This window comes from Faecalibacillus sp. TM498 (assembly GCF_020589955.1).
Classification (GTDB): Bacteria; Bacillota_I; Bacilli_A; order Erysipelotrichales; family Coprobacillaceae; genus Faecalibacillus; species Faecalibacillus intestinalis.
In genome coordinates, this window is record NZ_JAJDKB010000019.1 from 17,563 (window position 1) to 41,409 (window position 23,847).

Annotated in this window: 24 protein-coding genes and 1 riboswitch; of the genes, 4 read left to right on the top strand and 20 right to left on the bottom strand. The window is 30.2% G+C overall.

Annotated features, from left to right (window positions below):
- The 5 genes from rimI to LJD32_RS07515 all read right to left on the bottom strand — a co-directional run bounded on the left by rimI (position 1) and on the right by LJD32_RS07515 (position 2,613).
- On the bottom strand, positions 1–441 hold the full coding sequence (gene rimI / locus LJD32_RS07495) for a ribosomal protein S18-alanine N-acetyltransferase (protein ID WP_227392051.1): 441 nt from the start codon (positions 439–441) through the stop codon (positions 1–3).
- Positions 432–1,037, bottom strand: a complete 606-nt coding sequence (gene tsaB / locus LJD32_RS07500) for a tRNA (adenosine(37)-N6)-threonylcarbamoyltransferase complex dimerization subunit type 1 TsaB (RefSeq protein ID WP_227392052.1) — start codon at positions 1,035–1,037, stop codon at positions 432–434. The genes rimI and tsaB overlap by 10 nt, the downstream gene beginning before the upstream one ends.
- Positions 1,015–1,485, bottom strand: coding sequence for a tRNA (adenosine(37)-N6)-threonylcarbamoyltransferase complex ATPase subunit type 1 TsaE (tsaE, locus tag LJD32_RS07505; RefSeq protein ID WP_022000905.1), 471 nt, complete (start codon positions 1,483–1,485; stop codon positions 1,015–1,017). The genes tsaB and tsaE overlap by 23 nt, the downstream gene beginning before the upstream one ends.
- The gene (locus LJD32_RS07510; protein ID WP_175301095.1) at positions 1,460–2,017 is read right to left on the bottom strand and encodes a DUF402 domain-containing protein; all 558 of its coding nucleotides are present in this window, start codon (positions 2,015–2,017) and stop codon (positions 1,460–1,462) included. The genes tsaE and LJD32_RS07510 overlap by 26 nt, the downstream gene beginning before the upstream one ends.
- Before the next feature lie 80 nt (positions 2,018–2,097).
- Positions 2,098–2,613 (bottom strand): energy-coupled thiamine transporter ThiT, encoded by a 516-nt coding sequence (locus LJD32_RS07515; RefSeq protein ID WP_227392053.1) that lies wholly within the window; start codon positions 2,611–2,613, stop codon positions 2,098–2,100.
- Between the two features lie 56 nt (positions 2,614–2,669).
- Positions 2,670–2,770, bottom strand: a riboswitch (TPP riboswitch).
- A gap of 99 nt (positions 2,771–2,869) precedes the next feature.
- Here LJD32_RS07515 and LJD32_RS07520 point away from each other — a divergent pair.
- Positions 2,870–4,060 carry an acetate/propionate family kinase gene (locus LJD32_RS07520; protein WP_032090316.1) on the top strand — a complete coding sequence of 397 codons (1,191 nt, stop codon included), beginning with the start codon at positions 2,870–2,872 and terminating at the stop codon, positions 4,058–4,060.
- A 31-nt stretch (positions 4,061–4,091) separates the two neighbouring features.
- On the opposite strand, the gene LJD32_RS07525 is transcribed toward LJD32_RS07520, so the two are convergent.
- Entirely contained in the window at positions 4,092–4,649 is a 558-nt protein-coding gene (locus LJD32_RS07525) for a hypothetical protein (protein ID WP_227351855.1), read from the bottom strand.
- A 318-nt stretch (positions 4,650–4,967) separates the two neighbouring features.
- Between LJD32_RS07525 and glmS the strand changes: the two genes are divergently transcribed.
- The gene (glmS, locus tag LJD32_RS07530; RefSeq protein WP_032090317.1) at positions 4,968–6,791 is read left to right on the top strand and encodes a glutamine--fructose-6-phosphate transaminase (isomerizing); all 1,824 of its coding nucleotides are present in this window, start codon (positions 4,968–4,970) and stop codon (positions 6,789–6,791) included.
- Between the two features lie 85 nt (positions 6,792–6,876).
- Here the strand turns inward: glmS and rpsO are convergent, their stop codons facing one another.
- From rpsO to LJD32_RS07590, 12 genes are all read right to left on the bottom strand, one after another.
- Complete coding sequence (rpsO, locus tag LJD32_RS07535) at positions 6,877–7,143, bottom strand: 30S ribosomal protein S15 (RefSeq protein ID WP_022000911.1); 267 nt, start codon at positions 7,141–7,143, stop codon at positions 6,877–6,879.
- A 110-nt stretch (positions 7,144–7,253) separates the two neighbouring features.
- Positions 7,254–8,267 carry an AI-2E family transporter gene (locus tag LJD32_RS07540; RefSeq protein WP_227392054.1) on the bottom strand — a complete coding sequence of 338 codons (1,014 nt, stop codon included), beginning with the start codon at positions 8,265–8,267 and terminating at the stop codon, positions 7,254–7,256.
- 27 nt (positions 8,268–8,294) lie between these two features.
- Positions 8,295–10,052, bottom strand: coding sequence for a phosphoenolpyruvate carboxykinase (locus tag LJD32_RS07545; protein ID WP_147579657.1), 1,758 nt, complete (start codon positions 10,050–10,052; stop codon positions 8,295–8,297).
- Between the two features lie 202 nt (positions 10,053–10,254).
- The gene (gene lepB / locus LJD32_RS07550) at positions 10,255–10,761 is read right to left on the bottom strand and encodes a signal peptidase I (RefSeq protein ID WP_117481333.1); all 507 of its coding nucleotides are present in this window, start codon (positions 10,759–10,761) and stop codon (positions 10,255–10,257) included.
- A gap of 26 nt (positions 10,762–10,787) precedes the next feature.
- Positions 10,788–11,513 carry a SigB/SigF/SigG family RNA polymerase sigma factor gene (locus tag LJD32_RS07555; RefSeq protein ID WP_022000915.1) on the bottom strand — a complete coding sequence of 242 codons (726 nt, stop codon included), beginning with the start codon at positions 11,511–11,513 and terminating at the stop codon, positions 10,788–10,790.
- Positions 11,506–11,931, bottom strand: a complete 426-nt coding sequence (spoIIAB, locus tag LJD32_RS07560) for an anti-sigma F factor (RefSeq protein ID WP_032090319.1) — start codon at positions 11,929–11,931, stop codon at positions 11,506–11,508. Before spoIIAB ends, LJD32_RS07555 begins: the two co-directional genes overlap by 8 nt.
- Positions 11,928–12,251 carry an STAS domain-containing protein gene (locus LJD32_RS07565; RefSeq protein ID WP_022000917.1) on the bottom strand — a complete coding sequence of 108 codons (324 nt, stop codon included), beginning with the start codon at positions 12,249–12,251 and terminating at the stop codon, positions 11,928–11,930. Before LJD32_RS07565 ends, spoIIAB begins: the two co-directional genes overlap by 4 nt.
- Before the next feature lie 88 nt (positions 12,252–12,339).
- A complete protein-coding gene (locus LJD32_RS07570) occupies positions 12,340–13,482 on the bottom strand; it encodes a D-alanyl-D-alanine carboxypeptidase family protein (RefSeq protein ID WP_022000918.1) in 1,143 nt (380 codons plus the stop codon).
- Between the two features lie 138 nt (positions 13,483–13,620).
- Positions 13,621–14,079, bottom strand: a complete 459-nt coding sequence (locus LJD32_RS07575) for an HD-GYP domain-containing protein (protein ID WP_227392056.1) — start codon at positions 14,077–14,079, stop codon at positions 13,621–13,623.
- Positions 14,080–14,136: 57 nt separating this feature from the next.
- Positions 14,137–17,097, bottom strand: a complete 2,961-nt coding sequence (locus tag LJD32_RS07580; protein ID WP_227392057.1) for an EAL domain-containing protein — start codon at positions 17,095–17,097, stop codon at positions 14,137–14,139.
- 15 nt (positions 17,098–17,112) lie between these two features.
- On the bottom strand, positions 17,113–18,537 hold the full coding sequence (locus LJD32_RS07585; RefSeq protein ID WP_147579650.1) for an extracellular solute-binding protein: 1,425 nt from the start codon (positions 18,535–18,537) through the stop codon (positions 17,113–17,115).
- A gap of 206 nt (positions 18,538–18,743) precedes the next feature.
- Positions 18,744–20,309: an L-lactate permease gene (locus LJD32_RS07590; RefSeq protein WP_227359282.1), complete on the bottom strand. Its 1,566-nt coding sequence runs from the start codon at positions 20,307–20,309 to the stop codon at positions 18,744–18,746.
- Between the two features lie 137 nt (positions 20,310–20,446).
- Here LJD32_RS07590 and LJD32_RS07595 point away from each other — a divergent pair, with 137 nt between their 5' ends.
- Positions 20,447–21,748 carry a fused HPr family phosphocarrier protein/2-hydroxyacid dehydrogenase gene (locus LJD32_RS07595; RefSeq protein WP_032090322.1) on the top strand — a complete coding sequence of 434 codons (1,302 nt, stop codon included), beginning with the start codon at positions 20,447–20,449 and terminating at the stop codon, positions 21,746–21,748.
- Positions 21,749–21,790: 42 nt separating this feature from the next.
- On the opposite strand, the gene LJD32_RS07600 is transcribed toward LJD32_RS07595, so the two are convergent.
- Positions 21,791–22,054 (bottom strand): hypothetical protein, encoded by a 264-nt coding sequence (locus LJD32_RS07600; protein ID WP_032090323.1) that lies wholly within the window; start codon positions 22,052–22,054, stop codon positions 21,791–21,793.
- 124 nt (positions 22,055–22,178) lie between these two features.
- Here LJD32_RS07600 and LJD32_RS07605 point away from each other — a divergent pair, with 124 nt between their 5' ends.
- Positions 22,179–22,397 carry a hypothetical protein gene (locus tag LJD32_RS07605; RefSeq protein WP_107030335.1) on the top strand — a complete coding sequence of 73 codons (219 nt, stop codon included), beginning with the start codon at positions 22,179–22,181 and terminating at the stop codon, positions 22,395–22,397.
- A 102-nt stretch (positions 22,398–22,499) separates the two neighbouring features.
- On the opposite strand, the gene LJD32_RS07610 is transcribed toward LJD32_RS07605, so the two are convergent.
- Positions 22,500–23,822, bottom strand: a complete 1,323-nt coding sequence (locus LJD32_RS07610; protein ID WP_175301066.1) for an NCS2 family permease — start codon at positions 23,820–23,822, stop codon at positions 22,500–22,502.
- Between the last annotated feature and the right edge of the window lie 25 nt (positions 23,823–23,847).

Here is a 23,847-nt window from a genome sequence, read left to right on the forward strand (position 1 = left end):
CTATCCCTCCAATTCCTTGATCATTAAATACGCATCTTCACCATTGCTATAGTATCTTTTTCTAACAGCAACATTTTTAAACCCAAATTTTTGATATAAAGCAATTGCTTTGACATTTGAAACACGTACTTCTAAATTAACATTTTGATAATGTAATTCTTCACTTTTTTCAAGAGCGTATTCCATCAGTTGGCTTGCATACCCTTGTCCTTGAAAATGTCGATCCGTCGCAATTGTTGTAATTTGACATTGATCACCTAAAAACCATAATCCTATGTATCCAATAATTTGATTTTCTTTTTCAAGAATATAATAACCCGCCATAGGGTTTTCTTTTAATTCATGTATAAAATCTACTTCATTCCATGGTGATAAAAAAAGATCTTTTTCTAATTCTACAATTCTTTTTAAATCATCAACTTTCATTTCTCTTATTGACATATTTTTTTAGCCTCAACTTCCTTAATATATCTTGGAACAAGACCATCAACATTTTCTATTTCTTTTTCTAAAGTAGAAAGTGTATAAATATGATTGGCAAGATCCACTTCTTTTTCAGGTATTCCTACTAAATGTGTATCACCAACAATTTCATAATCAGTATATTGTTTTTGATAATTTTCAAATTCATCAATATTTATTAAACAATCATCAACAATAACCTTTCCTTCATTGTAAATTCCTAGAAATAATTTATGGCTTCTTGCATCTAAAATAGAAATAGCCTTTTTCATTCCTGCCATTGCCTTTAAAGAAGAAACAGTTTTTACCTTAATATTCATCGTTGCATTTAATGTTTTCGCAATCGTTAAAGCAACACGTACACCGGTATAAGAACCCGGTCCAATAGTAATGACCATTTCATCAAAATCGCTCATTTTTAAATGATTTTCTTGTAATAATTTTTGTAAATAAACGATTGCATACTCAGATTGCTTTCGATTTCCTTCTTCTTGTAAAGAAGCTAAACATTTTTGATTTTCATATAAAGCTACTACTAAATACTTATTAGCACTATCCATGACAATTGTTTTCATATTCAATCTCCTTTACAAGTTCTTCGTATTTTTTACCAATTGGTTTTAAAATAAATTCTCTATGATCATCATCGATTCTTTTTATCGTCATTGCTAAACGTTCTTGAGGTAAAATATCTTCTAAAAATTCTGGCCATTCAACCACACAAATATCATCACTATCAAAAATTTCTTCAAAGCCTAAATCTTCACTTTGTCCTTCTAAGCGATAAGCATCAAAATGAGATAATTGATAATTTCCTTGATATTGTTTTAAAATTGTAAAAGTTGGTGAATTAATAATTCTTTTAATTCCTAAACCCTTTCCTATTCCTTTAGTAAAGGTTGTTTTGCCTGCACCCAAATCACCATTAAGTGTCAATAACATATGCGGTTTTAGTAATTTTCCTAAATATTCACCAAAAGCTAATGTTTCATCTCTATTATTTATAGTAATCACTTTTTCCATAATAACCCTCTTTTAAATCTTGATAAAAACCATACCATTTCTTAGTAAAATTCTGATCAAATGGTCCTCCCTTTTTTACCGCTAAATCAATCAAAACATCTAGTTGTTTCTTTAAAATTTTGTCTAATTCATCACTATAGCCCATTTCGCGAGCATGTTGACGATATTCTTCTTGATCTAAAATACGATAGTTTCCATCTGGAAATACTTTTAAATCTAAATCATAATCAATATATTTTAAAGCCTCTCCATCATATAAAGTTGGTGAAGCAATATTACTATAATAATACACTCCTGTTTTTCTAATCATACAAATTACATTGTACCATTTATGTTTGGGCATATACCAAATAGCAGGTTCACGTGTATGCCACATTCTGCCATCTGATTCTGTCACCAATGTCCGATTATTAATAACAATGTAATGATCATCCGTTTCTTGTAAAACAAGTCCCTTTGACCAACATCTATGTATTTTACCATTATGTTTATATCCATGTATTAAGATTTTCTTTCCTACAATATCTTCCACAACAAACGACTCCTTATTAACATTTACATTATACACAAATTCATCTTTCTTTCAAAGAAAAAAAAGACTCGAAACGAGTCTTATAAATGAACTGCTTTTTTAAGTCTTGGATATAAAAGAACAAATAAAATAAAGCAAGCAATAATTGTCGCGATATTATATGGAAGGTTATATACCAAATTTGCTTTTAATGGTGTTTGGAAAGCATACCATCCTGAAATCAAATGACAAATTGTTTTTAAACCACCCATTACGATAATTCCAACAGGTAATTCATACTTACCCACCTTTAATAAAGGAATAAGTGGTGTAAGTCCAATTAAAACCATTGGTAATAAATAATCAAAGATTACCGATAAAGGACCATAAAATGTTGCAAGTCCTAAAGCAAAATGTAGACCTAAACAAACAAGTGAAACAATCAAACTGTAACCCCAATTCATCAAATAGCCACATAAAATAATTGCAACAAGTGAAAAAGCACAGTTACCACCTTTTGGCATCTCATAAAATTTTGTGCAATATTCTAAAACAACTTGCATTGCCGCAAACATTGCCATATAAGCCATATTCTTCGTAGTTAATTTAATTTCCATAGTCATCCTCCTTTAAATGAGGCAAAATAAAAGCCTTTTTACATACGCAAAAAGGCAAATAAACTATTTTGCACTCTCTACGCTAGCATTACCTAGTTCAGATTATAAGGGACAAGGTTTTCACCTTTCTCAGCATTTTGCGCCCCTGGCAAGCCTTACTATAAATCAATCTCTTCTTTTTTTCAATCTTTTTATAGTTTTTTCTTCCTTGTCGGTGTTATAATGGAAAAGTATTAATAAGGAGGACTTGAATGTTATGTCAAAAATTATTTCCGTAAACGCTGGAAGTTCATCTTTAAAATTCCAATTATTTGAAATGGATGATGAAACTGTTATTACTTCTGGTGTTATTGAAAGAATTGGTTTAGAAGATTCTATTTTTACTATTAAGTATAATGGAGAAAAAGATGTCACAACTTTACCAATCGAAAACCATAAAGTTGCTGTTCAACTTTTATTAGACACTTTAATCAAAAAAGAAATCGTTAAGGACCTAGATGAAATCAAAGGTGTTGGACATCGTGTTGTCCAAGGTGGTGCTTATTTTGATCAATCAGTCATTATTGATGAAGATGTTGTTTCTAAAATTGATGAATTAAAATCATTAGCCCCTTTACACAATCCTGCTCATTTAACTGGATACTATGCTTTTAAAGAAGCTATTCCTAATGCTGGTGCTGTTGCTGTATTTGATACAGCTTTCCATCAAACATTAGAACCAAAAAGTTATATTTATCCAATTCCTTACAAATATTATGTAGAAAACAAAGTACGTAAATACGGTGCTCATGGAACAAGCCATTTCTATGTTTCATCTCGTTGTCGTGAAATGATGGGAAACCCTGAACACTCACGTATTATCGTTGCTCACTTAGGAGCTGGTGGTTCTTTAACTGCTGTTAAAGATGGTAAATCAATCAATACATCTATGGGATTTACACCTCTTGCTGGTATTATGATGGGAACACGTTCTGGGGATGTTGATCCTTCAGTTATCGATTATTTAATCGAAGAAGTTGGTTTAGATATGAAAGAAGTCATCAAGATGCTTAATAAAGAATCTGGATTACTTGGTGTTTCTGGTGTATCAAGTGACTTTAGAGATGTACAAGAAGCTGCTGCCAACGGTAATGAAAGAGCGCAGCTTGCCTTGGATATTTTCTTTAGAAGAGTTATTGCTTATATTGGTCGTTACTTCATTGCTTTAGGTGGAGTTGATGCTATTTGTTTTACAGCAGGTATTGGAGAAAACTCATTCTTTGCAAGAAAAGAAATTTGTAATTTATTAGCTGAAGCTTTAGGTATTGAAATTGATGATGATGCAAACGTTAATGGTAAAGGTGATCGTTTAATTTCTACGCCAAATAGTAAAGTTAAAGTTTACGTTATTCCAACAAACGAAGAATTAGTTATCGCTAGAGATACTAAGAGATTGTTAAATTTATAAGATAAAAGAAAGGTCTCCTTCGTGAGACCTTTTAATATTCATCATCTTCATCAAAAATAATATGTTTTATGTGATTTTCTATTTCTTTTTTATCTGTAATTACATTGCAAAATCTTTTTCTAATATCTAATCTTTGAAGATCAACAACACGCATATCACTCAACTGCATACGACTCCTTATTGGATATTTTCTTATTTTTGCACGAATATCTAATTCATATTCAGTTGCTTCTGGCGAATCTTCTTTAATAGATGTACAGGGAATAACGAGCATTTTCGATCCAAAATCTTTTAAAACGTAGCACCAATGCCCATCCATCAATTCTTTAGGAAATCCTCTACCAATATTAAAATAGGCCATTTGGTGAACCATAGGTCGACGAGAAACATGATAATAAGTTTGATCAGGTTCTGGATTCTCTTCTTCAACTAATTGACAATAAAAATATTCTAATTGTCTTGTTTGATGCAACAAAGAATAGGTATACTTTTCTACATCATAGCATTCTGTTTCTTTCAAATTTTTTAATGATTTTTTCATTTCGTCCATATTATATTCTACAGACATCTCACTTTTTTTATTTTCCATAAAAATACCTCCATTATTATATCGCCTAAAAAAATCATTTTTTCTTCTTTTTTTTCTTCTTTTTTTAAAAAATTTGTAGTTGATTTATAAATAAGTACTCTATATAATAGATGCGGTTATAAAATGAGATTTGAAAATAGAGCGCCAGGACTGCATTGCAGTTGACGAGGACTAGACTTATCGAAAAATTCGGCGGATGGTCTAGAGGTATGATACTACCTAAACGATGAACAAAAACTACAAGTGATTGTAAAACAAATTCATCTCGTATCCTCTTTTTTATAACCACACATATGAATATATAAAGGAGGATTTTTTATGTGTGGAATTACTGCCATTAGTGCAAACAAAGAAGCCCTACCATTCTTACTTCAAGGGCTAGAAAAACTAGAATACCGTGGATATGATTCAGCGGGTATTACAACAATTGAAGGGAATCATTTATTTACAAAAAAAGCTAAAGGTCGTCTTCAAAATTTAAAAGATTTATTAAAAGATGAAAATGTTTTAGGTCATGTTGGGATTGGTCATACTAGATGGGCTACTCATGGAATCCCATCAAATTTAAACTCTCATCCTCATACTAATAATGATGAGACTATTTCTTTAGTTCATAATGGAATTATTGAAAATTATAGAGAACTTAAAGAAATCTTAATTTTACAAGGATATCAATTTCATTCTGAAACAGATAGTGAAGTTGTTGTTCATATGATGGATTATTATTATAAAAAAGAAAAAGATTTACAAAAAGCATTAGAAAGAGTTATTACAAGAATTGAAGGAAGCTATGCTTTATGTATTGTTTCAACAATTGAGCCTGATAAAGTCTTTATCGCTAAAAAAGACAGTCCATTAGTTATTGGAAAAACAGCTGATGCTTCTGTCGCTGCTAGTGATATTCCAGCTATTTTAGATTATACAAAAGATGTTTATTTCTTAGAAGATTATGAAATCGCTATTTTAAATAAAGGAAATGTTTCTTTCTTTGATCAATACGGAAATCCTATCGAAAAAGAAATCACTACTATTCCTTATGATAATGAAGCTGCTCAAAAAGGTGGTTATGATACATTCATGTTAAAAGAAATTCATGAACAGCCTTATGCTATTGCTGAAACTTTAAGAGGACGTGTTGAAGGAACAGATCGTATCGTTTTACCTGAGCTTGATGCCATCCATGATAAATTCAAAACTTTCAACAAAGCTTACTTTGTTGCTTGTGGAACAGCTTATCATGCTTGCCTTTCAGGGGCAAACATTTTAGAAAGATTAACAGGAATCCCTACTTTTACTCAAGTTGCCAGTGAATTTAGATATTGTGATCCTATCGTTGATGAAAAAACAATGTGTGTCTTTGTTTCTCAATCAGGAGAAACAGCTGATACAATGGCTGCTTTACGTTTAGCTAAAGAAAAAGGATGTACAACAATTGCAGTTGCAAACGTTTTAGGATCATCTATTTCTCGTGAAGCTGATCATACAATTTATACATGTGCTGGTCCTGAAATTGCTGTTGCTTCAACAAAAGCTTATACAACACAATTAATTGTCTTATTATTACTTGGTATGTATATTTCTCAAGCTTTAGGAAATGAAAATGAAGATTATAAACGTATTATTGAAGGTATTGCTTCATTACCTCAACATATTGAAAACATCTTAAAAGATGAAAAAACATTTGAACATTATGCATCTTATTTAAAAGATTTAAAAGATGCTTATTATATTGGTAGAAGTTTAGATTATGCTACTGTTTTAGAAGGAGCTTTAAAATTAAAAGAAGTTTCATATGTCCATGCTGATGCCTATATTGCAGGTGAGTTAAAACATGGTCCAATTGCGTTAATTGAACAAGGAAGTTTAGTAATTGCTGTAGCAACACAACCAAATATTGCTGCTAAAACAATTTCTAACATTCAAGAAACAATTGCTCGTGGTGCTAATGTTATCTTATTTACAATCGATGGACAAGAAGTAGGAAATGTTAAAGAAACATATATCTTACCTGACGTTGACCCAATCTTACAATCTGTTTTAGTTGCTGTACCTTTACAACTGATTGCTTACTATGCAGCTGGTCTTAAAGGTTGTGATGTTGATAAACCACGTAACCTAGCTAAATCAGTTACAGTTGAATAAAAAGAAAACTCTATGATTCCTATTTCATAGAGTTTTTTTATCCTTTTATTCTTTTAACAAAAAAAGCGCCTAAGCGCTTTTTTAACTATCTTCTTAATCCTAATCTTTGTACTAAAGAAGCATATCTTTCGATATCTTTATTTTTTAAGTATTTTAATAAATCTCTTCTTCTACCAATTTTCTTTAATAAACCTCTATTTGAGTGTTTATCTTTTGGATGTTGTTTGAAGTGACCATTTAATTTGTTGATATCTGCAGTTAATACAGCGATTTGTACTTCTGGAGAACCAGTATCTCCTTCTTTAGTAGCATATTCTTTCATGATAGCTTGTTTTTCTTGTTTTGTTAACATTTCTTTTATCCTCCATATGTTAATTTCTTGGCAATATCCAAGCTATACGTTGAGTATTCGCATATCCTAGACATTGTTGCACGACTATTATAACAAAACATATATAAATTTCAAAGACTTTTTTTAATTATTTTGTAAATCTCTTGAAAATTACTTTTTTGTCTAAAATTATTTAAAACTAACAAAACAAAAGGTGCAACCATAAATCCCCAAATACCTATCAATTTCATAAACAGATACATAGCAACAAACATATAGAGAGCTGGTATTTTGATTTTTTTAGATAAAAGATGTGGTTCTAAAATATTCCTTATCAGAGCAATGATCCCATAAAGAATTAATAGTTTTAATGATAGAGATATTTGATTTAATAAAGCAAGAGTAATGATCCAAGGAAACATAATCATCTCAATTCCTAATACTGGAAAAAAGTCAAAGAAGGCAATAAAAAAAGAAAGATTCAATGCTTGTTTGATTCCTATCACTTGAAAGCCTAAAAAAAGCCCTATAAATGTGATAACAAATAAAATACTATATGTTTTTATAATGATAATAAACATCTCTGTAAAAGAAGATATAAGGGTCGTATAAAGATTTTCTTTTTTTCTTTGAATAAGTGATTGATGAAATAAAAAAAGTATTGTTAGAAAGAAATGAATAAACAGACAAGCAATAAAATGAACCATATTCATCGCAAGCGATAATACATAATGAATACTTGTTGAAAGAATATTTTGAATGAGAGTTTGAATTTGTTGATAAAATTGCGTAAAAAAAGAAATGAGATATTGATGGCTAAGAAGTTCTTGATAAACCGTTTCTATAAAGCTTGGTAGAAAAGAAAGTGTTTTAATAAAAAAAAGACATGAAAAGAAAACAAAGAGAAAGAAACAAGTATACAAAAGAATAAAAATGATGATTGTCATAATTATTGAAAAAACTTTATTTTTTATATGCAATTTTTCTAATATCAAGTCAATAAAAGGTTTTAATAAAACAGCGGATAAATAACTTAAAACGACAATCAGACATTTTTTAAATAAAATATAAACTATCAAACATCCTATACTAAAAATAATTCCATAATATAAAAAATTAATTAACCAACGTTTTTTCTTTTCCATAGTATAAAATATAAAAAAAGAAGATGATTATTCATCATCTTCTAACATTTTTAATTCTTTTTCACCTGTAATATATTTTAAGATTTCAGTAGCTGCTTCTTTAGGACCATTATGTTCATTACCTTTAATTCCTAAACGAGTACGTAATTGTCCAACCTTAACCCCTTGATCAAACATACGTTGGAAATAATCTTGTAATAATGGTTCACATTGATCTTGTCTTTGTACAGGTCCAAATGGATTTGCAAAGTAGCTTCCTACTAAACCATATTCAGTTGTTGTTCCTTTAGCCATACGATTACCAGCTCTGAAGACTTTAAGAGCATCATCAACATTATCAAAGAAACTTAATGAATCTCCATCTTCTTCATAATTGTTTGCATACAAGAACATATCAACATCATGCTTAGCAACTACATCTTTATATTCTGTAATTGGAATTACGATACGAGCATTGACTTTATCAGGATTCATGAAAACAGACCTATCTAATTCTTTAAAACTATAACCTGCATCTAAATCATCAAGTCTTACGAAAGCCCCAATTTCTGTACCTGATGTTTTAACAGTTCCTTTTTCGTCTAATGATAATAACCCCATGTCATCATAAACAGTGATTAAATCTCTGATATAAGCTGCTCCATAAACTTTAATTTGTTCGATTGTTTCAGACTTACCAGCTCCACTATCACCCATAACAACGATATTTTTTGTTTCTCCACTTTGTAAAGTGATTTGAACCATTGCCCCATGGATTGGAAGTTGTTTTTTATTGATTTTTCTTACATTGTGTAATGTAAGCATCATTTTCTTCATGTAACCGAAATAATCAAATTCATCGTTTGCTGAAAGTAAAGCAACCATCATATCATTTTCATCATCTTGATAGAAATATTGATGTTTTTTACCATCTTCATATCCATAAACATAAATCATATCTGGTTTTCTATTACGATATTCTTCTTCAGTTGCTAATTGGAATAAGTTACATAAAGTAACACCTTGTGCCATATAAGCGACATTGAAATAAACAAAACATAATAGATCTCCTACTTTCGCAGGATAACAGAACCATTGATCTGGATCAAATTTTAAATCTTCAAGTGGGTTTTTCTTTGTTTCAGGGAAAACACCATCTCTTTTATTACGTTTTGAATATGTAATAAAAGGTGGATGAATAATAACTGATTCAATAAATGGAATATTGTCTAAACAACGATATTCATATGGTAAAAATGAACGCATATTTGAAACACGTAACCCTGCATTGACACCTGCAGTAATTTGACGTAAAACATTTTCACTTTGTCCAATACATTTATTTTTAATTGATCGATATACTGATAAAACAAGCGCTTCAAAGTTAACTTGTGCATCAGCGAATTGAACGTTTTGATATCCCCCTCTTGATTCTTCATTATAAACCACACTATAACGTTGTAAACGACGCCAGAATAAATAGACATCTTCAATTACTTGTGTAAATTCATCCATATCTCTAAAATATGGAGCAAATTTAGGATAAATTGAAGCTAATTCCTTAGGATCCATAACGAGTAATAATCTAAAAACCGTTCTTAAATCATCAACAATATCAATACTTTCTTTTTGAACTTCTCTCAAGTATTCATAAGCTGTTGTTTTCTTTCTTTTGATATCGTGTATATACCCTTTAAGTACACGCGCAAAAGATTCGCTTTCAATCAACTCACAACGTGATTGACAGTATTCTTCTGAAAAGTTAAGAATTGCATTTCCTCTAGTAATTTTAAATTTATATGACATTTTATCATCCTTTCCACCAATAAGATTCCCCATAAATCGCCTTATTGATTGACATTATCTTACCATAATTTTTTTCACAAGCAAAATAAAAACAGTAAAAATATGATTTATTTTTCGATTTTTTTGCTTAAAATTATACAATTAAGACTTGTTTATCATATAGATATTTTTTTATTACATATCTATACAAAAAAAAAGACTCCTATAAAGGAATCTTAAAAAAGACTTTACCAATGACATCATTATCAAAATCAAAATAGCCTAATTTTCTAGAATCTAAAGAATGATTACGATTATCCCCCATGACAAACACTTTTCCTTTAGGAATATCAATAGAAAGATCTTCTGTATTCATATTCTCTTTAATGTAACTTTCTTTTATCTTTTTACCATTAATATACACTTCATTATTTTTAATATCTAGATGATCCCCACCAACAGCAATAACTCGTTTAATAATAAGCGTATCATCTAAACCATCATCATAATCTACAATAATAATATCATTTCTTTTAGGTTGACTATGTTTATAAAAAACTTTATCAATCAAAACAATATTATTTTGAAAATAAGTATTTTCCATACTTGAACCATTAACTCTTGATATTTGCACAAACTGTAAAAATATAAAAGTTGCAATAACTGTTAAAACAATGACTCTTACATATTCCAATATAATTGAAGTCGTACTTTCTTTTCTTTCATTCATAAAATCACCTGAATGAATTATATCACTTAATGAGATTCATTCAAATGTTTTCTTAATTTTGTAATGATTTTCTTTTCTAATCTAGATACTTGTACTTGAGAAATATTTAATCTTTGCGCCACTTTTTCTTGATTGAAATCCAACTGATATCTCATATATAAAATAAGTCTTTCTTTTTCATCAAGTTTTTCTATTTCTAATTTCAATGCAATTTTTTCAAACCACATTGTATGATGTTTATCTTCTATTCTTTCTTCCATTGAAATTGTAGATCCATCTTTTTCATATATCGGTTCAGAAAGTGAAGTTGGATAATAAGAAGCATCTATAGCTTCTACAACATCCATGACATCTACTTCCAGTTCCTTTGCTATTTCTTGAACCGTCGGTTCATAACCATAAAGTGTAATTAATTTTTCTTTTGCTTTGTTAATTTTGATATTTAATTCCTTAAGTGAACGAGAAACCTTGATTGTCCCATCATCCCTAAAATAGCGTTTGATTTCTCCCATAATAATAGGCACCGCATACGTTGAAAATTGAACACCATAATGAACATCAAAATTATTGATAGCTTTCATTAATCCAATACAACCAATTTGAAAAAGATCTTCTTTATCATAATAATTATTCTTAAAGCGATGAACAATCGACCAAACTAAACCTAAATTATTTTTAACAATTAATTCCTTAGCTGTTTCATCCCCTTGTTGTGCTAATTGAATATTGTTTAAAACAGCTTCTTTATTCATGAACAATTCTTTTTTTCATTATGAGTTGAGTTCCTAATTCTAAAGAAGATTCGATTGTCATTTCATCACATAATGCTTCAATAATACTAAGTCCCATTCCAGCATGTTCTAATTCTTTTTTAGAAGTAAACATCGGTTGTCTTGCTTTTTCAATATCTTGAATACCTTGTCCTTTATCAATGACATAGATTGTAAGCAAATCATCTTCGATATAAGCTTTAACCTTTACAAGACAGCCTTTATCACCGTTATAACCATGAATGATGGCATTAGAAACAGCCTCTCCTACAATCGTTTTAATTTCTACAATTTCATCTACCGTAGGATTTAAACAAACCACAAAAGAGGCAATACATGTTCTTACAAAAGGTTCATTTTCCAAAGTTGCACTAAAAGATAATGACATTTCATTTGTCATATTTGCGCCTCCTTTAAATATTCCATAATTTCAAATAACCCACTTAACTCAAAAACCTTATAAGCTGTATTAGACAATCTTCTAAGTGATAATTTTCTTCCTTCTTTAGATAATTGTTGATACCTGCCTAAAACCAACCCTACCCCTGCACTATCGATAAAAGTCGTATGCTTAAAATCAAAAATGACATCATCATCATTAATCGCTAGAAGTACATTTAATTTATTTCGATAATACGCAACATTATAACCATCTATTTCTCCGTAAAATGAAATAATCAGTTGTCCATTTTCAATTTCATGTTCCATTTTATTTTCCATTTTTTCATCTCCTTAAATGCATCTTAGCTCATCTTAAAAAGAAAAAAAATAGATTCGACAAAACTAGAAATAATGACAAAAAAAGAGTCTAAATCAACGATTTATAGACTCTCAATAATTTATCTAAAAAATTCATTTTTTTGACATCTTTTTCTAAATATAAAGAATAACTTGCAATTGTCTTATTTTGTTTTTTCACTACTAATTCTCCTATTTCCTGATTTTTAAAAACAGGAAGTTCTATTTGATTATATTTGATTTTCGTTTTCACTTCTCCCTTACTTGCTCTATCATTTAAATAATAAATATCTTTAGGTGTAATAACTTTAACTTCTTGATCAACCAAATCTTTGATCTTTAACGTATCTAACACTTCTCCTTTAGAATAGAGTTTTATTTGTTGATACTTAGAATAACCATAATTCAATAAACCTTTCATATCTTCATTCCGTGTTTGGGGCTTATCTTCATTCATTAAAACACCTATTAAACGTAAATTATCTTTTTTACACGTTGTTACAATACAATACCCTGCTTCTTTGGTATAACCTGTTTTTAAGCCATCGACCCCTTGATATTGTTTCAAAAGTTTATTTGTATTAACAAGCCAAAATTTTTGATGATTTTTTTCACGAATGTAACTATCATATAACGATGTTACTGAAAACAGTTTTTTCCCACCTATTTTAATTAAATACGCTCCCATGGTTGCTAAATCTTTAGCACATGTGTAATGTTCAACGTCATGAAGTCCTGTGCAATTTTTAAAATGTGTATTCACCAGTTTCAATTGTTTAGCCTTTTCATTCATCATTTTAACGAACTCTTGATGACTGCCAGCAATTCCTTCTCCAATTAAAACAGATGCATCATTTGCAGAAGCAATCGCCACACATTTAAAAAGTTCATTAACACTCATTTTTTCATTTTCTTCTAAATAAACTTGACTTCCTCCCATACTTGCAGCATATGCTGAACAACTAAGTGTATCATTCCAATTAATCCTTTTTTCTTTAATAGCTTCAAATAATAAAATCATTGTCATAATTTTTGTCGTAGATGCAGGATATAATCTTTTCGTTTCATTTTTATGATATAAAACTTGTTGACTATTTGCATCAATCAAAATTGCACTTTCTGCCCCACTTGCAAGATTTGTTGCATGAACAACATTGATTTGACAAAAAAGCATCATGATCCCTATTAATAAACATAATCCTTTTTTTAACATGTAAAACCACCTCATGACATTGTATGTTTTTTTGTCATTTTCTTGATAAAAACGAAAAAAAAGAGAAAACTACTTTTCCCTAGATTTTTTCTATTTCATGATAACAAAAACCAATTGTCTATATATCTCGATAATTTTTTATGTCATCTTATCAATTGAATCACATAAAGCAATAATACGTAATCCTAAAGGAATTTCTTTCCCGTTGAGGCCATATCGTTCATGATGATGTAAAACAATTTTACTAAAAGGTACTAACAAATGTGATTTATCAAGAATATTCGCATCTATTTGAGGGTGTGTCTTCATCATTTTCCATTCTTGTTCATCTAATTTTCCTTCTTTATTTAAAATCGCATCATCAATTCCTATTTTACCAATATCATGCAAATGGGCAGCAATATGAATCATCCGTGTTTTACTTCTATTTAAATCCAGTAATCCACAAAGAATTTCTGCCATATCACTTACTCTTTTTGAATGTTCTGCCGTATAAGGAATTTTAGCATCTAATGCCACCATGATACATTCAATAATTTCATGATACTCTAACAATGTACTTTTTTTACATTGATATTTTCTTGTATGTCTGCTCATTTCTATCCTCATGTTATCAAACGCTAACAATTATAACAAAGAAAAGATGATTTTTCATCATCTTTTCTTCCAATAATTTTCAATTGTTTTAATAGATTCATTAGAAACTTCTTGAGGGTTTAATTGAGGACAAGATAAGTAATAGCCTTGTAAATAATCCACCCCTAACTCTAAGACTTTAAGAAGTTCTTCTTTCGTTTCAATACCCTCTGCAATAATATAACCCTCTCTTTGATGTGCATACTCAACAATATTTGAAACAAGTTGTTGCTTATCAAAATCTTTATCAATATTTCTTACAATAGTAAGATCAATTTTTATGTATTTTGGACTTAAATTTAATAAATTAATTTCTGTATTATAACCACTACCATAATCATCCAATGCAAACATTCCTGAAAAACCTTTGGTTTCTCTTTTACGAATCAAAGCTTCTTCTGACATATTTTCTTCTTCTGTTACTTCTACGACGATTTGTGATTGAATATGACTAAAATAGCGATGGAAGCGTTCACGGTCTTCATCATTTAAAGACACCGATGCAATAGAATTAATAAATAATAAAGCATCTTCTTTAACTAATTTATTCTTTCTTAATTGATCAAAAGTTTCTGTTGATTTAAAAATACAAATTCTTTCTACATCTTCAAGTTTATTTTCCTCACGTGCAATTCTTAAAATCATTTCAGGATTTTTCAAAGTAGCAAGTTGACTACGCATTAAAGCTTCATAAGCAATAATTTCTCCATTTTTTGCGGAAAGAATCGGTTGGAAATGATATGTTAATTGTTCCTTTTCAATTAATTGATAGAACTCTAAATGCATTTGTCGATCATGTTTTTCATCTTCATAAAGGGCCTTATCAAATTCTGCAAGGTTTCCCTTTGTAGATTTCTTAACTTGGTACATTGCAAAATCTGCATATTTTTTCAAAAAGTCAAAATAAATACTATCTTGAGGATACCAAGAGATCCCAATAGAGGCACTTAAATTCATTTTATTACCATTAGGCAATAAAACTGTTCTATGTTGCATAATTGATGTCATTGAAATAAGTCTTTGTCGTATTTCTTCTTGGTTGTCAAAACCATATAAGAATAAATAGAACTCATCTCCTGAAACACGCGCACAAATTGTTTTTTCAGGAACATTTTCTTGGAAACATTTTCCACATTGGCGAATATAGTTATCGCCCCAATCATGTCCAAAGGCATCATTGATTTTTTTCAAGTTATCTAAATCAATCATCACCAAAGCAGCATTTTTTAGTTGTTCAGAGTGTTCAAATAGATAATCCATGTGTCTTTGGAAAGAAAAACGATTATACAATCCTGTTAAAACATCATAATCACGTTCATGTTCAATACGTTGTCTTTCTAAATAACTTGTCGTAATATCTTCGGCAATACCAATTTCACGATCTGCTTCTTTTCTCATTTTCAAACGTACATAACGTAAGCCTACATATTTTTTTATACAGTAAATACGTTCGTTTTCATTTTCAATTTCAACTTGATAATCCCTTTCTACTTCTTTAAATAATTCTTCAAATTGTTCATAAGTTAAAGGAAGAGTGACCTTATCAATACCAAGCAACAAGAAGAAATTGTCTGTGACATAAACATTTTTACTTCCCTTTTTAATTTCATAACCACCAATATCAATACTTGCCATATTCATAATGTTTAAGAATTTTGTCGACGTTTCCAAAACTTCCTGACTTAAATCAATAATTGCGGATGAAAACTGATCAATTTCTTGAATACCTGTCGCGTGTAATTCTGGTATTTCTTTTACGAGTCTTGAATTATCCACTTCTTTAGAAAGACGACTGATTGATCCAGATATTTTTCTAGACACATAAAAGATTCCAATTAATGAAACAATTCCTCCTAATATAATCATTGAAATTTGTAGGTAAAAAAAATGATTAGCGAATGAATAAAGTTGATTTCGTTCAACAAGTGACATCAATTGCCATTGTTGTTTGGAAAAAGGACCATTACTATTATAAATATCTAAATTTTGAATTGCTGCATAGTATTCTTTCCCATTTAAAAATACAAAATTATTTTTATCATAATCTTCTGTTAAATAGAATTTTTTTAATTGCTTACGCTTTAATGATGCCGAGGAAACAACTAAAGAATTGTGTTGAGCATTCGTTTCTACAGAAAGGACATAGCTTCCTTGATTATCATTTTTAAGTTCATCGATCGGCATTAAATTTTCTAAATAAGAAGTAAGAAGTTCAACACCCACCACTCCATAAACGGTTCCATCTGGTAAAATAAGTGGCATCGAATAAGAGATTGCAGAATTCTCATTATTTTTTAAATGATAGCTTTTTTCATTCCAATAACCATATTCCTTTGCTTCCAGCTTTATTTTATCATGAAATGCTTTTTCAAAAGGTTTATAGAGTAAAGTGTTTTCTTCTGTTGAAAGATCAAAGGTCGATTCCCAATGCGTATCCGTTGAAATATTAAGAGAACGAACAACTTCCACAGGTGCTTTTTCTAAAAGTAAATCTCCATACTCTTTTACAGAAACCGTACTAGGGTCATCATTTCGAATATAAATTCCTGGTTTATTATCTTTATTTTCTCTTAAATCATGTGTATTTAAGATAACAAAAATTCCTGTTGTTTCTTTACTATAAAGCGTTGAAATCAGTTCCTTAGAAATTTCATTTAAGAGCGGTGCACTTGCTTTACTTGAAGAATCCAATGTTTGTAAAGAAATGACATCTTGATCAATAAGTTGTTGGGTACGTTCATTGATTGTTTGTGAAATCGTTGATAAATTAGACCACTTTTGAATCATTTCATTTTGTAGATAACTTTTTCTATTTTCTGTTTGTTGTATCAAAATATCTCTAGCATTTTTATTAAGCTGGCCATTAATCCCCAAAAGCCAATAACTCCCTGTCATTAAGACAATTTCAACAAGAAGCACTATTAAAAGTGGCCTTAAAATCGTCCGATATACCGTTTTAGAATTTCCTATCTTATTCATAACGATAATCTCCTATTAATCTTCATATGTTTGTAATTGCATTTTTGTTTCTTGATACCAGTGTTCAAAGTATTCATCACTAGTAAATGAGGCTGTTGCTTGATCAAGATCTTGCCCATTTTTTAAATTAGTTTCAACAACTTGACGGTCTTCAGTTGCTTTATCTGACATCATTGATTGTAAGTAATATCTTGCTTTTGTTCCTTGTTTAAAGGCTTTTGGAGAATACATTGTATTTTCTTTAACTGTGTCAATTGAAACTTCTACAACTTTTTGAGTATCCTTATTGTCATTATTATCAACAAGTGGTTCTACTTTATTGGCTTCTTTTTTAACAGGAAGATATCCTGTTTCTTTAGAAAATTGCACGTTTTGTTTAGCATCTGTTAACCATTTTAAAAATTCTACAGCAGCTTGTTGTCTTGTTTTTGTTGTTTTCATTACAGCCATTCCTGCACCTTGTTGAATCGCATAATTTTTACTATCTTTAAATTGAGGACATGGTAAGGTTTCCATTTTAATTGAATATGTTTCATCATTACTATTTGTTACAGTTTTAGGAAAATAAGTTGCTGAAGAACTTGATCCAACATAACCAATAATATTTCCTGTTTTAATGTCATCTGTTCTAAAGACACCAGAAGCAGTAAAATAACCTTTAATATAAGGAATATAATAATTATCCCATAATTTACGTGCCACTTTTTCATTATAATCAAGTTTCATTTTTCCATCTTTAACTTTAAAGATTTCATGTCCTAATTGCATAGAACCCGCCAAAATATAGTTTGCCATCGCATCACGACCAAAGAATGCTTTTCCATCATTTGGTTTTGGTGTTAAACTATCCGTCCATTCATAATATTTTTGTGAAACTTCTACAAGTCCTTCAATTGTTGATAAATCTTTAGAACTTACATTGGTTGCTTTTGCAAAAACATCAAAATCTGTTTTATTGATTGTTAAAATTTCTGTTGATTTTGCAACAGGAAAAACTTTCAATTTTCCATTATTTAAAATATCCCCATCTTGAACATATCCCTCAATATATTCATCAAGTTCATCATCACTAAAATATTTATTTAAATCAACAATACCATGCATTTGATCAATTGTATAAGCAATGTCATTATAGGCTGAAAACATATCTGGAATCTCACTTGCTCCTACTTTCTTTTCAATAGAATCTTTAAGATTTTTTTCCAAATCATTTACCGTTCCACAAGAAACACTTTCAACATATATCCCATTTTCTTTCCCTTGTGTACGATTAAATTTCTTAACTAACGTATTAAACGAACTTAATTGATCTCCGTTATAATAGGTCCATACTGTAATATCAACAGGATTTGATGAAGAATAAAGTTCTTCTTTTTGACTCCCACATCCTGATAATAAAACCCCTAAAATAATAAAACTACTCATAATTCCCTTTTTCATATTTTCCACCTTCTTGGCACCTATTATCTCATAAAATCTCCTTTTTATCGAGAATTTTCTATGAAATTAATACATATTTACTTTTTACAATGAATTAAAAAAGAAATCATTTACTGTGATTTCTCTTTTCATATAATAATTTAAAATCTACCTAAAGAAAAAGAAGTATCTTTTTACAGACACTTCCTAAATCTTTTATTTTTAATTTAAGCAATTCCAAAGATTGCCCATACGTATTGTCCAAAGAAACATACGAGTGCACTAATAATAATGAATAAAGCAGCGTATGGTAATACTTTTTTAAGTAATTCTCCATCTCTACCCGCTTCATCAACAGCGACTAATCCAATAGCAATACTTTGTGGTGCCATCATTTTACCAGTAGCAACACCTAAGCTGTTTGCGGCAACAAGCCAATATTTATTAGCACCAATACTTGCAGCAGTTGACATTTGAACTGATCCAAATAAAGCACTTGAACTTGTACCTGATCCTGTAACGAATGTACCTAATGCTCCTAACATTGGGGCAAAGAATGGATAAACAGGTCCAAATACTGAAAATAAAGCGGCAACGGCAGCAATCATTCCTGAATATTGCATAACACGAGCTGTTGCTAAAATAAATAACATTGTTAAAATTGTAAACATCATTTGTTTTAATGTTGCAATAAAGACAGCAACCATTTCTGATACTTTTGCTTTTTGGATAAATCCACCAACAATTGCACATAAAATAATTAAGACACCTGGTGTATTGATCCATGTAAATGTTGTCATACTTGCGTTTTTGTATGTAGAAATTTTTACACTTGTCGCAAATGATGATAACGCATCATGAATTGGTGGTACTAAATTACTTGTAAGTAATAAAACAACAAAGATTAAAACAAACGGTGATAATGCTTGTAAAGTTTTTCCTACTTTTAAAGGACTTCCTTTTTTTACTTCTAAACGATATTCATCAGGAATAGCGTCTGGATTTGTAAATTTCATACTAGCTAAAATTGTACATACTAATGAGATAACTGAAGCTGCAACCCCCGCAAGTTCAGCACCGACAAAATATGAAACAACCATTTCTGGAATTAAGAAAGATAATCCTGAAACTAAAACAACTGGTACAATGCCTTTAAAGGCAGAAGATTTTCCTTTTGTACTTTTTCCTAAAATATAAACCATTACAAATGGTGTTAAAATAATTAATACACTTAAAGCACAAGAAGTTGCAAAAGCGATTAAGTTATTTTCTAAACCTAAGTTTGTGGCAAGTGTTACTGTAGGAATAGCAATTGACCCATATGGTGTTGGTGTTGCATTGGCAACTAAACAAACAAGACATGCTAGAATTGGATTAAAATCTAAAACCCATAACATACTTGCTGGAATTGCAACAGCTGTACCAAATCCAGCCATAGCTTCCATGAAACCACCAAATGACCATCCAATTAATAAAACTAAAACACGTTTATCAGCGGATACACTTGTAAGTAATTTTTTAATCATATCGATTGATCCTGTACGTAAAGATAAGTTATACGTAAAGACTGCTGCAATAATTACAATAACGATTGGCCACATTGCAAATGCAAAACCTTCTAAAATAGAAGTTAATGTATCTGACATAGAGAATCCAAAATATGTTAATGCTTCAACAGCAGCAATAATTAAGGCACCTAAAGCAGCCTTATATCCTGGCCATTTTAAACCACATAAAGCGATTACTAACCAGATAATAGGTAATAAACCTAAGATAAAATTAATAATTAGCATTATTTTTCCCCCTCTTGACAAGCTTATTATAGTGATATTTTATAAAATTTCCATTACTTTTGTAATTTTTCTCAATTTCTTCTTTATTCTCATATTTTTTGTGCTAAAATGGTCTTGCAAAATGGAGGAGATTTAAAATGAAAGAAATTAGTTATGTAGTTAATAACACATTAGGTATTCATGCAAGACCTGCTGCATTGCTTGCTCAATGTTGCGTGAATTTCAAAAGCCAAGTAAGAATTTACTTAGACGAAAAAGTTGCTGATGGAGATAACGTTCTTCAAATCTTAGCATTAGGTGCTAAAAAAGGTGATACTTTAAGACTTGATATCGATGGTGATGACGAAGAAGTTGCAGCAAAAGCAATTGAAGAATTATTACATGGTGCTTTTGAAGAAAAGAAACCTGTAGATGTTTTAAAAATCGCATTCTTTGGAACTAAAGATTATGATAGAACTTTCTTTAGTGAATTAGTAAAAGATAAAGGTCAAGGAACTTACAATTCAGATATCAAATATTTTGATTCTCAATTAGGACCTGAAACTGCTGGTTTAGCTCAAGGTTATGATGCTGTATGTATCTTCGTTAACGATAACGCTTCAAGACCAGTTGTTGAAAAATTACATGAATGTGGTGTTAAATTAATCTTATTACGTTGTGCTGGATTCAACAATGTTGATTTACAAGCTGCAAAAGAATGTGGAATTACAGTTTTACGTGTTCCTGCTTATTCACCATATGCAGTTGCTGAACATGCAATGGCAATTCTACAAGAAGCAAACCGTCGTTTACACAAAGCTTATACAAAAGTTAAAGATAACAACTTTGCTTTAAGTGGTTTATTAGGTTTAGACCTACATAATAAAGTTGCTGGTATCATGGGTACTGGAAAAATCGGTCAATGTATGGCTAGAATTTGTAAAGGTTATGGTATGACAGTTTTAGGATGGGATGCTTATCCTAACCAAGCATTAGTTGATGAAGGTTTATTAACTTATGTAAGTAAAGAAGAATTATTAAAGAGAGCTGATTTAATTTCTTTACACTGTCCATTAATTATGGGAGATAATGGAACTTATCATTTAATTAATGATGAAACAATCGCTTTAATGAAAGATACAGTTATGTTAGTTAATACAAGTAGAGGACCTATCATTGATCCTGAAGCATTAATCAGAGCATTAAAACAAGGTAAATTCCATGCTGTTGCTTTAGACGTATATGAAGGTGAAGATAATAACGTTTATACAGATAAAAGTGATGTTGCTATCACAAACGATATCACAGCTCGTTTACAAATGTTCCCTCAACTTGTTTTAACAAGTCACCAAGCATTCTTTACTCGTGAAGCTTTACAAGCAATCGCTGTTGTTACAATGGAAAATGCACGTAACTTCAATGAAGGTAATGAATTAGGAAGCGCTGAATGTAAAGCATAATAATAATGGAGCCAAGTTTGGCTCCTTTTTTATTACTTAAAATTACGATATTATTTTTAATAATTCTTGGGTTAATTTTGAATCTAAAGCAGTAAATAGCTTTTTACCTTGGTTGTTTGTGAATACATAACATATATCGTTTTTTTCTTGATATTGTAAGGCACTTTTGTATTTAGGAAGTTCAAATTTAACTCCATTTTTAATCTTATCTAAAACATATTCTTTTTCTCCAAAAGTACTATCAATCACCACTTTATTGTTTTCAATATCAATCACTTTAATTGTCGTAAGATGAACATCAAACATACATAATCCCTCCTTTTTTATAAATTATAATACTTACTTGTGTAAATCTTGTGTTTTCAATTGTAAGTACATAATATTTACACATAATAATGTTATAATATAATAAAGATAAGAGGTGATCTATATGAAGCTTATTTATTTAGTAGTTTTTATTATTATCATCATTATTGGAATTTATCTTTATTTATTCATCCAAGATAGAAAAAATAAAGGTAAAGAAAACAAAGAAACTTACTTAAAAACAAAAGAACTTCATGATTTATCCAGAGATGTTCATAGTGACAACTATGAAATTTCAAGAGCACAAGCACATATGACTTTCCGCAGTCCCGGAGGCATGTAAGCTTACACTCTAACCCTATCATATTGAAAAGGATGTATCAAACATCCTTTTCATTTAAATAAAAAAAAAGTCTTACGCCTAAGCGTAAAACTCACTTCTTCACTATTTAGGTAAGAACACTAAGAAGATTACAAAACAGATATCTAAGATCCATACGATTGGCTTAATTTCTTTAATTTTACCAACACCAATCATAGAAACGGTATATGTAATAAATCCAATAGCAATACCATTTGAAATAGAATAAGCCAAGATCATAAAAATAACTGTCATGAATCCACTTGCTGCATAAACAAGATTATCCCATTCAATACCTTTTAATTGTTGTGCCATTAAAATACCAACAATAATTAATGCAGGCGCTGTCACTGCACTTGTAACACATGAAAGTAATGGTGAAAAGAAAACAGATAATAAGAAGCATACCCCAGTAGTAACCGCAGTTAAACCAGTTCTTCCCCCTACTTCAACACCTGAAGTTGATTCAACGAATGATGTAACAGTTGAAGTTCCAGCAATAGAACCAATAACTGTACCGATTGAATCAGCTAATAAAGCACGATCTACGTTTTCTAGATTTCCAGTTTCATCAACTAAGTTTGCTCTGTTACATACAGCAACTAAAGTCCCTGCAGTATCAAAGAAATCAACAAATAATAATGAAAAGATGGCTACATAACATTGTGGATGTGAAGTTAATTCTCCAAGTCCTGAAGCAAATGCTCCTACTAATGAAAAATCAAAGTCAAATGAAATAACTCCAGTAGGAATTTCTGGCATTCCTTCAACACCACAAACTCCAGCAAAAATTCCCACAACAGCTGTAACAACTAAACCATAGAAAACAGCTCCAGAAACATTTTTAGTTAAAAGTAATAAAGTAATTAAAATACCAACTACTGCTAAAATAACTGTTGGTTCTTGTAAGTTACCAAGACCGACAAATGTTGATTCATTTGCGACAATAATACCTGCATTTTTTAGACCAATAAAGGCAATAAAGAAACCAATACCTGCCCCAATTGCTAATTTAAGTTGTGCAGGAATAGCATTAATAATCATTGTTCTAATTCCTGTAATAGAAATAACTAAGAAAATAATACCTGAGACAAAAACACAGGCTAAGGCTCCTTTATAAGATAAGCCCATACCAAAACAAATTGTATAAGTAAATAAAGCATTCACACCCATACCAGCAGATAAAGCCACTGGATAGTTTGCAACAAGTCCCATAATAATAGTAGCTACAGCAGAAGCAATAGCAGTTGCAAGGAATACCCCTTGAACAGACATTCCCGTTTCACCAAGCATTGCTGGATTGACTGCTAAAATATAAGCCATTGCTAAGAATGTTGTCACACCTGCTAAAATTTCAGTTTTTACTGTAGTGCCTTTTTCACTTAACTTAAAAAACTTGTCTAACATAAATTTCCCCCTTCTTCAAACGTTA

Bases quoted from the DNA above. Each gene is read 5' to 3' on its own strand.
- rimI (WP_227392051.1), bottom strand. From the start codon at position 441: ATGTCAATAAGAGAAATGAAAGTTGATGATTTAAAAAGAATTGTAGAA.
- tsaB (WP_227392052.1), bottom strand. From the start codon at position 1,037: ATGAAAACAATTGTCATGGATAGTGCTAATAAGTATTTAGTAGTAGCT.
- tsaE (WP_022000905.1), bottom strand. From the start codon at position 1,485: ATGGAAAAAGTGATTACTATAAATAATAGAGATGAAACATTAGCTTTT.
- LJD32_RS07515 (WP_227392053.1), bottom strand. From the start codon at position 2,613: ATGGAAATTAAATTAACTACGAAGAATATGGCTTATATGGCAATGTTT.
- LJD32_RS07520 (WP_032090316.1), top strand. From the start codon at position 2,870: ATGTCAAAAATTATTTCCGTAAACGCTGGAAGTTCATCTTTAAAATTC.
- LJD32_RS07525 (WP_227351855.1), bottom strand. From the start codon at position 4,649: ATGGAAAATAAAAAAAGTGAGATGTCTGTAGAATATAATATGGACGAA.
- glmS (WP_032090317.1), top strand. From the start codon at position 4,968: ATGTGTGGAATTACTGCCATTAGTGCAAACAAAGAAGCCCTACCATTC.
- rpsO (WP_022000911.1), bottom strand. From the start codon at position 7,143: ATGTTAACAAAACAAGAAAAACAAGCTATCATGAAAGAATATGCTACT.
- LJD32_RS07540 (WP_227392054.1), bottom strand. From the start codon at position 8,267: ATGGAAAAGAAAAAACGTTGGTTAATTAATTTTTTATATTATGGAATT.
- LJD32_RS07545 (WP_147579657.1), bottom strand. From the start codon at position 10,052: ATGTCATATAAATTTAAAATTACTAGAGGAAATGCAATTCTTAACTTT.
- lepB (WP_117481333.1), bottom strand. From the start codon at position 10,761: ATGAATGAAAGAAAAGAAAGTACGACTTCAATTATATTGGAATATGTA.
- LJD32_RS07555 (WP_022000915.1), bottom strand. From the start codon at position 11,513: ATGAATAAAGAAGCTGTTTTAAACAATATTCAATTAGCACAACAAGGG.
- spoIIAB (WP_032090319.1), bottom strand. From the start codon at position 11,931: ATGACAAATGAAATGTCATTATCTTTTAGTGCAACTTTGGAAAATGAA.
- LJD32_RS07565 (WP_022000917.1), bottom strand. From the start codon at position 12,251: ATGGAAAATAAAATGGAACATGAAATTGAAAATGGACAACTGATTATT.
- LJD32_RS07570 (WP_022000918.1), bottom strand. From the start codon at position 13,482: ATGTTAAAAAAAGGATTATGTTTATTAATAGGGATCATGATGCTTTTT.
- LJD32_RS07575 (WP_227392056.1), bottom strand. From the start codon at position 14,079: ATGAGCAGACATACAAGAAAATATCAATGTAAAAAAAGTACATTGTTA.
- LJD32_RS07580 (WP_227392057.1), bottom strand. From the start codon at position 17,097: ATGAATAAGATAGGAAATTCTAAAACGGTATATCGGACGATTTTAAGG.
- LJD32_RS07585 (WP_147579650.1), bottom strand. From the start codon at position 18,537: ATGAAAAAGGGAATTATGAGTAGTTTTATTATTTTAGGGGTTTTATTA.
- LJD32_RS07590 (WP_227359282.1), bottom strand. From the start codon at position 20,309: ATGCTAATTATTAATTTTATCTTAGGTTTATTACCTATTATCTGGTTA.
- LJD32_RS07595 (WP_032090322.1), top strand. From the start codon at position 20,447: ATGAAAGAAATTAGTTATGTAGTTAATAACACATTAGGTATTCATGCA.
- LJD32_RS07600 (WP_032090323.1), bottom strand. From the start codon at position 22,054: ATGTTTGATGTTCATCTTACGACAATTAAAGTGATTGATATTGAAAAC.
- LJD32_RS07605 (WP_107030335.1), top strand. From the start codon at position 22,179: ATGAAGCTTATTTATTTAGTAGTTTTTATTATTATCATCATTATTGGA.
- LJD32_RS07610 (WP_175301066.1), bottom strand. From the start codon at position 23,822: ATGTTAGACAAGTTTTTTAAGTTAAGTGAAAAAGGCACTACAGTAAAA.